The sequence below is a fragment of the Tenacibaculum agarivorans genome (assembly GCF_001936575.1).
Taxonomy (GTDB): domain Bacteria; phylum Bacteroidota; class Bacteroidia; order Flavobacteriales; family Flavobacteriaceae; genus Polaribacter; species Polaribacter agarivorans.
In genome coordinates this window covers 242,058-255,541 of record NZ_MSMP01000002.1, presented here as the reverse complement: position 1 = coordinate 255,541, position 13,484 = coordinate 242,058, and the positions used below count along the sequence as shown (strand labels likewise).

The following is a 13,484-nucleotide window of genomic DNA, read 5'->3' as shown; positions in this document are numbered from 1 at the left end:
ATTGTTTAATTTTGATAGAAATAGATCAAACAATGAAAAAACTAATACTAACATTACTAATTGGATTATTGTGTGTATCCATTCATGCAAATGATTCATTAACGAAAGACTTTGTTACTGGAAATCCGGAGATTGGTTCCATTAATGCCATGACTTTTGGTCCAGAGGGAATATTATTTTTAGGTGATAGTAAAAACTCTCAAATCGTTGCTGTTGATATGAGTTCAGCTAAAAAAGCGACGAATGAAAAACTCTATTTAAAAGATATTGAATCACTTTTAGGGGAACTTTTAGGTGCAGATAGTGATCAGGTGCAGATTATAGATATGGTTGTAAATCCTGCAAACCAAAATATTTATATCGGTGCTCAACACAGTTCAGGAAAGTCTTTTCTATTTTTAGTGAACAACAATACTCTAGAGAATATTCCATTAAATGCTGTTTCTTTTTCTAAAACAGCAGTTACTAATGTGGTAAAACCAGATGCAAAAGATAGAAGAGGTAGATCTTTGCGTAAATTAGCTATCACAGATATTCAATTTGCTAATGGACGAATTATGGTTTCTGGTTTAAATAATGCTGAATTTGCGTCAACTTTTAGAGCAATTTCTTTCCCTTTTACCAATACACAAAAGGATAGCTCGTTAGAAATTTATCATGCTGCACACGGAAAATATGAAACTCATGCTCCAATTAAAACATTTATGACTACCAATATTAATAATGAGCCTCATATTATTGCTAGTTATACATGTACACCTTTAGTTGTTTTTCCTATGAAAGATTTAACTCCTGGTGAGCACACCAAAGGCAGAACTGTTGCTGAATTGGGAAATTGGAATACGCCTTTAGATATTATTGAAATGACTAGAGATGGTAAACGTTATATTTTAATGGCAAATTCTAACAGAGCTTTAATGAAATTCAAAGTTTCAGATATAGAATCTTTTAGTAGTACTCTAACCACTAGAGTAAAAGAACGTGCCGGAACAGATGGGGTACATTTTATTAATTTACCATTCGTTAATGTGCAACAATTAGATAAGCTTAACGATACCGAGTTTGTATTTATACAACGCGAGGCTAATGGTAAATTGGTATTAAAAACAAGTTCTAATCGTTGGTTGTAATCATTTTTTAATTTATACAGCAATTGATACGATTAACAATTATAGTATTATTGATAACTTTGGAGGTATATGCTCAATCTCCAAAGTTTTCTTTTTCCAAAGAGTTTGTAAAAGTTCGTTCAACAGATCAGAAAAATGAAATTTCTGTTTTCATAGGGGAGTATGCTACAAAAGATGAATTGACAACTAAAAAAGCTATTCTTGGAAATATTAATCAAAACTCATCATACTTAACTTTTACTCCTCTTCTTCCCTTTCAAGTTAATACAACTTATACTGCTGTTTTTAACGATGATTTTTTTACGTTTTCCATTCCATTGGATGCAAATTATAATCATTTGAGAGTAGCTGAAATTTATCCTAAAACGTCTACACTACCTTCGAATTTTTTAAAATGGTATATCTCTTTTTCTACACCTGTAAATCCAACACATATTTATGATCACATTAGGCTAATTAATAATACAACAAAAGCAAAAGTAGATAGAGCTGTATTACCACTAGAAACACCTTTGCTTTCTGATGATAGTAAATTATTGACATTATGGATTGAACCTGGACGACAAAAGAGAGATTTAGGTCCTAATACACATTTAGGTGAAGTTCTGGTTGAAGGAGAATCGTATACCTTGGCCATTGATAAAAATTTAAAAGATACTAAAGGAGTACCAATGAATGTTGATTTTAAATACTCATTTCGTGTTATTGAATCTGATAGGACTCAACCTAATATTGAACAATGGCGTTTCATACTCCCTAAATCTAATACAAAAGCTCCTTTAATTATCCATCTTAATGATGTTTTAGATTATGGAAGTTTGTACCATAATCTTACCATAATTAACAACAAAGGAAAAGTTATGGATGGTGTTTTTGCTATTGAAACTAACAAACAACAGATTGTATTTACTCCTTCTAAATATTGGAATTCTGATGCATACATTTTAAAATGTAACCCATTAATTGAAGATATTTCAGGAAATAACTTAGAACGTTTGTTTGATAGGGACCTTCAAAAAGGAAGTAAGACTCCTGTTTTAGAGCGTAAGTTTTATATAACTAATTAGCTTTTGTAAATAACGTGAGTTCGATGTAATTTTACTTTGAACTTCTTGTAAACATGGAAGTCTTTGCGAAGCAGTGCAACGAATGAAGCAATCTTTGTCTTAAAAACGATAACTTCACCCAAAACGGGTGAATTTAATCCCTCTATATAAAATTTTCTTGAGGTAATTAGTACAGCAATATCTTTATGATTATGTTTACACATTAGTTTTCCCCCAAACCTAAATATGAGGAATAACATTCTGTATTTTATTTTGAAATTTAATAGTTTCATACTAGTATTCTACCTCTTTTTTTATAGTTTAATAGGTATTGCCCAAATTCCTATCTATAAAAATATTACTACTGATGATGGCTTAGGGGATAATATAACTTACCAAATAATTCAAGATACCCAAGGTTTTATATGGATTGGTACTGATGACGGATTTTCTAGATATGATGGTAAAACTGTAAAAAACTATGTTAATAACAATCTAAGATCTAATTATGTTATTGATGTTGTAGAGGATAAAAAAAATGATCGTCTTCTACTTGCTACTTGGGGAGGTGGATTACATTCTTTTAAAAATGATAGTATCATTCCTTTTAATAATAAAAAAGATAGTTTTAAAAAGATAAATGTATTACATCATATCAATGATTCTATTACAGTAAGTACCCAAATTGGTGGTGCTGTTTTCTCTTTATATAATTGGAATACCAATACAATGGTCAATAAAATGTTTACTCAAGATAGTTTACAAAAAGATCTTCTTTTTAAAGTGGCTCCAATATATGGGTTTCCTAGTAATAGTTTTAATACAGAAAATGTTATCTATGCTTACGCCACAGGTATAAATGAAAAGAAGAGGTATAAAGATTTCTTTGGGGTTTATAAAATCGATCAAAATTTCTCTTCAAAAAAGTTAAATATTAAAGAGTTGAATGATATTCTAGTGCAAGGAATTTTTAAGGATGACCAATACTTGGTTGCTTCTTCTTTCAATACTTTTTTTATTTATAAACATGGAAAATTAATTTTTCAAAAAGAGTTGAATCTCGGTCAAGGTACAAGTCATCAAATAACATTAGAAAATAATAAATTATACTTTATACACTCACTTAAAAAAGGTAACAATACTTTATACTCTTATGATCTAAACACTCATGAATTAGTTAACTTATCTTCCCTACTCTCTATTAAAAGCGCTATTTCTGATATTTTATTCGATAGAGAAAAAAATTTATGGGTTACCACCTACGGACAAGGTGTATTTTTGGTCCCGAATATTAATAATACATTTTATGGAAAAGAGACCTTTGAAAACCCCGATTTAAGAACTGTAGGACTTATAGATGACGATATTATTACTATGTCTCATAGTTTTTTATACATGTTATCTCAAGGAAAAATTAAAACAAAGAAAATTCCATTTTACACAGAAAAATTTCAACTAAAAAATGACACTATAAACTTAACAACACCTTTTATAGATAAAAAAATTTTCTCTTCTACTATTGGAAATTATTTTATAGAAAATAAATCATATCAAGAACTTGTTGTAAAGTTTGATAGCTTACGTATAAAAATTCATCATCACGTTTATGAAATTTCTACTGGTAAAACTAACTATATTGATACCATACAAAATAATTTTGAACACTTTGCTAAGGATGCATTCTTTTATAAAAAGAAATTATTAATCAACTATGGTAGACCGGGTATTTACGCTTTGGATCTAAATACATGGGATAGCAAAAAATGGGAAAGAATCAAGGATTATAAAATAAAAGCTTGTAATGATTTTGTAGTACAAAAAGATACCGTTTGGGTTGCAACTAATTTAGGAGTTCATAAAGTTACTCCACAAAAAACAACGCTTTTCACTACACAACATGGGCTTTCTAGTAATCATGTAACTAATTTACATATAGATACTAAAGGAGTTTTATGGGCAGGCACGCAAAAAGGTTTAAATGTTTTAACTAAAAATAATTTTTATATTATTGATAAAAACTTAGGTCAAAAATCTTCTTCAATCAAAAAGATTGTTTCTGACAAAAAGTTTTTATATGCTGTGGGTGATAAGGGATTGTTTAAAATGGATAATTCTCAATCATTTCAAGCAAAAAACAGCACCACACTTTTAGTGAAACAAGACCAAAATACATTTACCCTCAATACTATAAATTATATTAATCCAGAATCTGTTATTATTTCCTATAAACTCAATAACCAGAAATGGGTTGAAACTGCCAATAACTACCTGGATTTTAACGAAATAAAACAAGGGAATTATAATATCAAATTCAGGTTTAAAGACAACCTTAGTAATTGGCAATATTCTAAAACATATACATTTAGAATAACTTTACCTTGGTTTGAACAAACTTGGTTGTACTTTTTTTTAATTGTACTAGCCTCTGGTACTTTAATACTGTTATTATCTAGGGGGCTTAAAAAAAGTATTCAAAACAATAATGAATTAAAGAAAACCTTAAAAGAAAAAGAAGAGTTACAATTAGCACTTAAAGAGGTTCGAAAAAATGTAGCGAGAGATTTCCATGATGAACTAGGGAATAAATTAGCTAGTATTTCTATTACTTCTGGTTTATTGATTTCTGAAAAATCAATGAGTAATCAGGAAAGAAAAATCAACCAAATCAAAGAAAATGCAGATTATCTTTATCATGGTATGAGAGATTTTATATGGTCTTTAGATCATAAAAATGATGATTTACAACAACTACAAATTTATTTGAATGATTTTGGTGAAAAATTATTTGAAAACTCCGAGATAACATTTTATTCTACTAATAATTTTAGCGATGAAAAGGTTATACTCCCTTTTTACTGGAGTAAACAACTAGTTCTAATTTTTAAAGAAGCCATGACTAATACTTTAAAGCATAGCCAAGCTTCTGAAGTTTTTTTGACCTTCAATATCAAAAAAGGCATCTTAAAAATAAGTTTAAAAGATAATGGAATTGGACTTCATCAGGAGAAAAAAGGTCGTGAAAACGGTATTAGAAATATGAAAGAACGTGCAAAAACGTTACACCAAGAAATTTCAATAACCTCTAATAATGGTGTAAAAGTAACTTTTGTAGGAAATTTAAATGAATCTAAAAAATGAGTAAATTAAACGTAGTAATCATAGAAGATCATCAAGTCATTTTAGAATCTTTTGAAGAGATTGTAAACTCTTCTAATAAATTTAATGTGATTGGAGCATTTTTATCAGGTGAAGAAGCTATTGAATTTGTCAAAGAAAACACAAAACCTGACTTGATGCTTGTGGATATTCAATTGGGTGGTATTAATGGAATAGAAACTATTCGAAAAATTAAGAAAATCATTCCTAACGTGCTTCCTATTATTATTTCTGTTCATGAAAATTCAAAATTTGTTTTTGATGCTTTATGTGTAGGTGCTGTTGGTTATTTAAATAAGAACACTACACCTCAAGAATTAATAAATGCATTAAACCAAGCCTATCATGGAGGAGCACCAATGAGTAGTAATATTGCTAGAAAAGTTGTGGAATCTTTTCAAACTCCCAATGAAAAAAACCTTACAGAGAGAGAAAATGAAATACTAACACTTCTTGCTAAAGGTAAAAGTTATGCTTCTATTGCTGAGGAATTATTTTTATCTGTTAATACCATTAAAACACACACCCGAAATATCTACGACAAATTACAAGTAAATAGTAAAAAGGAAATTATCGAGAAATATGGTGGATAGAGCAGTTTTATCAGTGAGCAGTTATCAATTATCAGTGATTAGTGTATGACTTGGAACAGAGAAATCAACCGAAATACTAGAAACTGCTAACTCTTAATAACAACCGAGTGTCTTTGAGAGCAAAACACAGTGGAGCGAAGCAATCTATCTGCCTATTATAATCTTAAAATAAAATGATAAATTGAAAGAAATAAATGAATTTGTTACTCCATAAATTACGCTATTCGTGAAGACAAGAATTGTTTCTGATCCTTATTTACGCAATTCGTTTTCTTTTACCATTATAATGCCAGGCGATTTGCCCTAATTGCATAATAATTTTGAAAGAGTCTTTCATCGATAATTTAGAACCATCGGCATGAATCCATCTTTTTAACGGTTGCTCGCACAACATTTGCCTTGCTTTATCTAATCCATAATGTAATGTTACTCTTCTAAAGATTTCTACATCAAAAATCCACTTAGATACAAATTTATCTTTAAAAGAAATTTCAATCACATCTCTATGAAAAATTTTAGCCCCACATTGGGTATCTTTAAAATCCATTGAAAGAATTTTTCTTATGATAAAATTAATCGTCTGACTAATAATTTTTCTTGCAGATTCTTTGGTAATGTTAGCTCCCATTCTGCTTATTCTAGAACCGCTAACAATTTTATAATCTGAATTTTCAATAGTAGAAACTAAATCATCAAAATCCCTTAGATCTGTCGATAAATCAGCATCTAAAAAACCTATGTAATCTAATCCTTCATCTTTTAACATATGTAACATTCCTTGTCTTACTGCTTCAGCCTTACCTCCATTTTTTTCACAATCATAAACGGTAATAAAGTCTTCTCTTCCTTTTCTAAGTGCATGTAAAACTTCCAATGTTTTATCTTTACTTCCATCATTTACAAAACATAGATGATACCCTGTATGTTTATCTATAAAATTGGTAAACTCTTCGCTCAACAATCTTTTTTCTTCATTATAACAGGGTATAACCACTCCTACACATCTTTCCTGTATAATTTCTTCCCCCGTATATTCTTTTAAGTTATCTCCTACATCTGGAGCTCCTATTAATCGTTTAACTCTAGCATATACTTCATTTAAACTTAAAGGCTTTTTCATGTAATCGTCTATACCTAGCTCAAAACCATTAGAAATCATTTTATCATCAGTATTACCTGATAATACCATGATAGGTGTTTTAGAATTCTTTTCTTTTCGAATGTACTTTACGACTTCAATACCTGGGATGTTTGGCATGTTTATGTCAACAATTACTAAATCAGGATCAATGGTGTCAAACAATTCAATTCCTTTTTTAGGGTCGGTTTCAGAATAGACTTCATAGCCTAATTCTTTCAATCTATTTTCTAAGGGAATTAATACCAGTTTTTGGTCATCTATAGCTAATATTTTCATAATTCGGGGTTTTCTAAATGTTAACTACTTTTTTCAATTTAGCTAACTATCTAAAGATAACAAAGTTTTACCATTTAAAAGTGATTTTCTAAAGACGAATAACAATTTACTATTGCTTAATTAGTTTTAGACATCATTTAAAAAACTTATATTTATGTTATCTGAATTCACTCCTATTAATGAAAGTAGTTTCTAATAAATATTTAATTTGTGCCATACTATTATGTATTGGTTTTCATGGGAGTACTATTTTTTTTACGTTAGAAACTACTTATGATGCTTTAATTCATTTATTTTTTGCTGGTCATTACGCCGATAATTGGTTTGAGCATTGGAGTTACAAGTGGTATACTGGTTTTTCTGTTATGGGCTACCCTCCTCTTGTACACCAATCTATGGGAGCATTATCTCTAATCGGTGGTTTAAAATTCGGACTATTTACTCTAGCAATTATTGTTTCTATTTTATTTGTAACAGGAGTTTATCGGTATTCTTTATTGATTACCGCTAATACAACTACAGCAGGATATTCCTCATTATTAGCAGTATTTTCGTCTTCTTTTGTTGAAACGTTACACATTTTCGGTCAGCTTCCAAGTATTATGGGAATTTCAATTTTAATGCATGCATTACCAGAAATATATTCATGGCTTAAAACAGGAAATTATAAATACTTTTTCACTTCTCTATCCTTACTATCCGTGACGGTAACCTCACACCATGTAACTCCTATATTTGGGATGGTCTTTTTCATTTTACCATTAGTAGGTATGGTAATTATGGACATCGCTAGAGAGCAAGTAAATTCTTATAAAGAGATTCGATTACAATTGTTTTTAAAAGTTTTTGGAAAAACATTTAAGCGAAACATCACTTTTGTACTTTTAGTACTAGTACTTATTGTAGGATGTATTTTACCCTACTGGATTAATTCTAAAAGAAATCCAATTACTCAGGTACCGATTCCTCATGGTTCAAGAGATAACTTTTTAGAAATTCTTTCTTCAGGTTTGGTCTTTTTTTTAATTCCTTGGGGAGTACTACTCTTTCTCCTTCCTTATTTTATTTATAGATATTTCAGTAAACGCTACTTGTTTTTTGGAATATGCTTTTCAATGCTAATTATTTTAGGTACAGGGGGAACCACTCCAATTCCTAAAATGTTACTCGGTGATAATGCTTTTAATATTTTAACCTTGGATCGTTTTACGCTCTGGGCTTCCATAATGTCTTTACCCTTATTTGGTGAATTTGCGTATCGTTTTGTAGAAGGAGACTTAAAAGAATTGATTCAACGTAAGTTTGGTGCTGTGTATCATAGATTAATAGGAGGATTTCTAGCTGTATTTTTTCTAGGGTTCGCTATTTTCACATTAAGTTTAGGCTATTTTAGACCCTCTCAGCCTCAAAAAATAAACATGCTTCCTATAGTCAATTTTTTAAACCAAGATCAACATGATCAATGGAGGTATTTAACCTTAGGGTTTGGTGATCAAATGGCATGGCTCTCTGCACAAACCAATGCTACTACAGTGGATGGGAATTATCATTCTGCAAGGCGATTACCAGAACTCACTACAAGACCCATTGAGCGTTTAGAAAATTCTAAATTTAAAGGCGTTGCTGGAATAGGTTCTTTACAGCAATTTTTAACAGTTCCTGAAAAGTACAACTTAAAATATATCTTTTCTAATGATAAATTTTACGATCCTATTTTATATTTCTGTGGTTGGCAACGTTTGCCTCAATTAGAAAATGGGATTATGGTTTGGGAACGATTAAACATCCCTCCTCTTTCTTCAATTTTACCTAGAGATGGTGTTCATAAATGGGAAAACATTATGTGGGGTATTATTCCTTTTACTACGGTAATTGTTGCTTTTATTTTTAATATTCTCCCTCTGTTTAGAAATGGCCTTCGAATGAAACCAAAAGTTCCTCCAGAATACCTTAAGTTTCAAAATGATTATACTTCCTTCTCTAAAACAGTTTTAAAAGTAAATCATCTCTGGGCTGCTTTTGTCATTATTGTAATGCTATACGGTACATATCTTTTTTATATTAAAAATGATTCACAAAGATCTCCTAAAAACGTTATTACGGCTTATTACAATGCACTAGATTTTAAACAATTTAAAACAGCACATAGTTTAATAGATCCCAGAAGTAATTTAACCATAGACCAGTATATGTTAGAAATTTCAGTTACTGATGGTCTATTAAGTTCTTATGCTAAACTAGATGCACTAAAATCTACAATCTTAAAAAAAACGGATAGTTTAGTCACTATGGAAGTGAAAACTAATTGGATTACACCTTTAGAAAAAATTAATAAAACTGAATATAAAACATTAGTAAAACTAAAAAGGAATTGGTTTTTAGTTCCTGAAGAGAAAGAAGCTGATTTACCACCTGATCAACTGTATTCTAAAAATAAAACGGGGTATTTCAACCAAGGTAGAAAGCGTATTACTACAGAACAAACTCACCACGAAGATATTTTAAAACAACCTGTTGTGGAAATCATAGTTGCTAAATTGGTAAAGTTTAAAAATAGTTACGCTATAATTGGAAAAATACAGAATATTGATAATACTCCTGCTGACATTATTATAAAAGGAACGTTGTATAACGATCAAAATAAAGAGTTAGCAACATATAATGCTAAGCATCTTGTTAAACATAAATTAATGCCTAAGGAAGTGAGTTCTTTTAGAATTAATTTTGAAGGAATTGCTTGGTCTAAAACCAAAGATTCTATTCCTAAAAAATTTGATCCTGATGAATTTACACCTATTGAATTAGAGGAACAACCTACAAAATTCAATTTACAATTAGCCGCAAATGTTTCTAATTCTGATTTATATAAGGATCATGTATTGAGTAATATTAACATAGAATCTAAAGGTTTAAATGGTACGATTTTCAATAGTGGATTGCAAGAAATCACTGTTCCTCAACTCATTATAACATATTACACTAAAAACAAAGAAATAGCTTGGGTAGATCATTTATATTTAAATCAAGGAATACGACAACATAGAAAACTATACTTTGATTATAGATTTATCGAAAATTCGATAGTAGATATTATTAATGTAGATATGAGTAATTGTTATGTAAATGGACTACCTAATGAAGATGTATCTTATAAAATTGTACCTAATAGAATCACCAATCATACAAATGAAGTTTTACAAAAGATACACCATCCTCTGTACGATTATATTAAAATAGAAATGAATAGTTTCATAGGAAATCCCAAATAATGAATAGTAAACACCAATTTCTCTTTATTTTTCTTTGGCTAATTGCTATTGCAATTCCAGCCCAAGATTCATTATTTCTGATAACGGAAAAAAAAGATTTTTATGCTGGTGATACGATATCTCTATCTTTTAAAAATAAAAGCAATACATCATCATACCAATTGTTTTGTACAAACAGTTATGGTAGTACCTTAATTACTCCAGATAAGAATGAGGATATACTTATTTTTAACATACCACAATTTATTAGTAATAAAACAGGTATTCTACATTGGAAACTCATTGGAAATAATCAAAATATCTCTGGAAAACTTTCAATTACTTCTTACCGAAAACCAACCTCTTTAGAAACCTATATAGGTCCTCCTACTATAGAAGCAGGAGGAATTGATTACGCTATGATTATTGTAATCCCTACTGATAGTTTAGATAATCCTATTCCTGAAAACTCAAAAGTTGACGTAAAACGGCAGTTTTTACAATCTGAAAACAAGCAAACCATTTTAACTAAAGATTTGATTGGTTATCTCAATATTTTCTCTCCTACACCATCTGGAAGAATGTTAATTTCTACAGAATCATACGAGCTGAATTCTAAAGAATATACCTTAGATATATTACCCGCAATTGGAAAGAATTTTAAAGTTTTTCATGAAAGAGATCATAAATATGCTGACGGTAATCAAATTACCACGCTATATACGTCCATCATACGAGATAAAAATAATAATGTAGTAAGCGACGGAACTTTTGTGGATTTCTTTATAACGAATCAAGATGGAAATATTTTAAACACCTCTGGTACTACAATAAGAGGTATTGCTACAGCATCTATAATTCACCCTGATTGTGAAGCCACTTGGAATATCAAAGCTTTTATTGATGGTATTGCTAATAGTGATGTATTACAAATTTCTTATGCTAAAGTAATACACAAAATACCTGTAAAGTTTTCAGAAGATAATAGAATAATCACTGTTGGACCACTTATAAGTTTTATGGAACAAATGATTCCTGATGGTTTACAAATTGAATTATCTATGTATAAAGAAGGAAAATTTTTAAATAAAATAGTTGAGCAATCTAAAGATGGATTTACTACTTTTAAGATAAACCCCAATATTTATAAGTCTGGGAATTACGAAATACAAATTACATCAGCCTGCAATACTAAGATCTATAAATCCATTAAACTATGGTAAACAATACTAAAATTAGGGTAAATACCAATAGAAAAATATTAAGAATAGTATTAATGCTATCTTATGTACTCATTAGCTCTGTTGTTATTTTTCTGCTTAGTTCATTATATAGTTTTTTTAACATTGGAGCAGAAAGAGCCAAGATACTACATACAGAAGTAAAAAAAGAAGATCAATATTTACCAAAAATTATTTGGAAGCAAGATGGGAATGAAGGTAGAGAAATGGATGAGCAAGTACTCAATAATATAGAAAATGACTATTTAGATGCTTGGTATATTAAGCAAATGGCATATAGAAATAATTCTATTGAAGGAGTTGATGATTATTTTACTGAAAGTGCTAGAAAAAATCTCTTCAATTTTATTGATTACAACAAAAAAGAAAACATTCATTTAGAAAGTACAACATTAGAACATAATCCTGATGTTTTATTTTTTAGTGAAGATGGACAGTTAATTGTTCTGGAGGATAAAGACGTAGTTCAGTACAAAAAAGTTTTAAAAAGTAATGAAGTTCTATTGGAAACCACTGAAAAATCAAGTTATAAAATGATCCTTTTAGCAGAAGATGGTTTCTGGAGAATTCGACATTTGGTAAAAGAAAATACTAAAGAAGTAAATGAAATTATTCTTCCCTCTTCTATAGATCTTTCAACTATTAAGGGAATTAATTACTATCCTCAAGATACTCCTTGGACCATGTTTGGTGATAAATTTGATTCAAAAATCATAGCCAAAGACTTTCAGATTATTAAAGATGCCAATTTAAATACGATTAGAATTTTTATTCCTTATGAAGAATTTGGTAAGGCTAAAGTTAAAGAAGATAAGCTTAAAAAATTAACTCAAGTATTAGATTTAGCTGAAAAAAGTGGTTTAGGTGTAATTGTTACCTTGTTTGATTTTTATGGAAATTATGATACTACTGACTGGACTTTAAATCATAGACATGCTGAAACTATTGTTACCAAGCTTAAAGATCATAATGCGATATTAGCTTGGGATGTTAAAAACGAACCTAATTTAGATTTTAAATCGAGGGGAAAGCAACAAGTTATTTCTTGGTTAGAGCATCTTATTATCTTAATAAAATCAATTGATAAAAATCATCCTGTTACAATAGGATGGTCTAATGCCGAAAGTGCTTCAATTTTAAAAGACAAGGTAGACTTTATTTCTTTTCACTACTATGAAGATTATAAAAACTTTGAGGCAGCTTATGATAAAATAAAAGAAGAAGCTCCAAACAAGGGGATTGTCCTAGGTGAATTTGGAACCTCTTCATACTCAGGTTTTTGGAAACCTTTTCAAAATTCTAAAAAGAAACAACTTACATACCATAAGGAAATGCAAAAAGTACTCACTTTAAGAGGCATCCCCTTCATATCTTGGACCCTTTATGACTTCAATACCGTTCCTAAACAAGTGGTTGGTAAACTTCCTTGGAGAGTGCAACCACAAAAAAGATTTGGTTTTATTGATGTTAAAGGGAATAAAAAACCTTCATTTGAACATATCTCTAAATAATTGTAGCTAAAAAACTTGTTTAGGAATTACTATTTATGCTACTATTCTTCTAAGTTTATCTATATAAATATCTAATATATTTGGCTTTACCTATTCTTAGTTAATGTGAATTTTGGATAAAAAAACCTTGTCAGTTCGAGTG

8 protein-coding genes are annotated in these 13,484 nt (G+C 29.6%); 7 read left to right on the top strand and 1 reads right to left on the bottom strand.

Features of this window, described 5'->3' with window-relative positions:
• Positions 1-32: 32 nt before the first annotated feature.
• The 4 genes from BVC87_RS02630 (at position 33) to BVC87_RS02610 (ending at position 5,925) form a co-directional block, all read left to right on the top strand.
• Positions 33-1,130, top strand: coding sequence for a hypothetical protein (locus BVC87_RS02630; protein ID WP_075340792.1), 1,098 nt, complete (start codon positions 33-35; stop codon positions 1,128-1,130).
• Between the two features lie 23 nt (positions 1,131-1,153).
• Positions 1,154-2,197 carry a hypothetical protein gene (locus BVC87_RS02625; protein ID WP_143569698.1) on the top strand — a complete coding sequence of 348 codons (1,044 nt, stop codon included), beginning with the start codon at positions 1,154-1,156 and terminating at the stop codon, positions 2,195-2,197.
• 225 nt (positions 2,198-2,422) lie between these two features.
• Complete coding sequence (locus tag BVC87_RS02615) at positions 2,423-5,314, top strand: sensor histidine kinase (RefSeq protein ID WP_083629213.1); 2,892 nt, start codon at positions 2,423-2,425, stop codon at positions 5,312-5,314.
• Entirely contained in the window at positions 5,311-5,925 is a 615-nt protein-coding gene (locus tag BVC87_RS02610; protein WP_075340788.1) for a response regulator transcription factor, read from the top strand. The genes BVC87_RS02615 and BVC87_RS02610 overlap by 4 nt, the downstream gene beginning before the upstream one ends.
• 256 nt (positions 5,926-6,181) lie before the next feature.
• Here the strand turns inward: BVC87_RS02610 and BVC87_RS02605 are convergent, their stop codons facing one another.
• Complete coding sequence (locus BVC87_RS02605; RefSeq protein ID WP_075340787.1) at positions 6,182-7,342, bottom strand: response regulator; 1,161 nt, start codon at positions 7,340-7,342, stop codon at positions 6,182-6,184.
• 179 nt (positions 7,343-7,521) lie between these two features.
• Between BVC87_RS02605 and BVC87_RS02600 the strand changes: the two genes are divergently transcribed.
• From BVC87_RS02600 to BVC87_RS02590, 3 genes are read left to right on the top strand one after another with little or no spacing between them, the layout of a single operon-like run.
• Positions 7,522-10,611, top strand: coding sequence for a hypothetical protein (locus BVC87_RS02600; protein ID WP_075340786.1), 3,090 nt, complete (start codon positions 7,522-7,524; stop codon positions 10,609-10,611).
• The gene (locus BVC87_RS02595; RefSeq protein ID WP_075340785.1) at positions 10,611-11,813 is read left to right on the top strand and encodes an Ig-like domain-containing protein; all 1,203 of its coding nucleotides are present in this window, start codon (positions 10,611-10,613) and stop codon (positions 11,811-11,813) included. Before BVC87_RS02600 ends, BVC87_RS02595 begins: the two co-directional genes overlap by 1 nt.
• Positions 11,807-13,342 (top strand): cellulase family glycosylhydrolase, encoded by a 1,536-nt coding sequence (locus tag BVC87_RS02590; RefSeq protein WP_075340784.1) that lies wholly within the window; start codon positions 11,807-11,809, stop codon positions 13,340-13,342. Before BVC87_RS02595 ends, BVC87_RS02590 begins: the two co-directional genes overlap by 7 nt.
• The last annotated feature ends 142 nt before the right edge of the window (positions 13,343-13,484 follow it).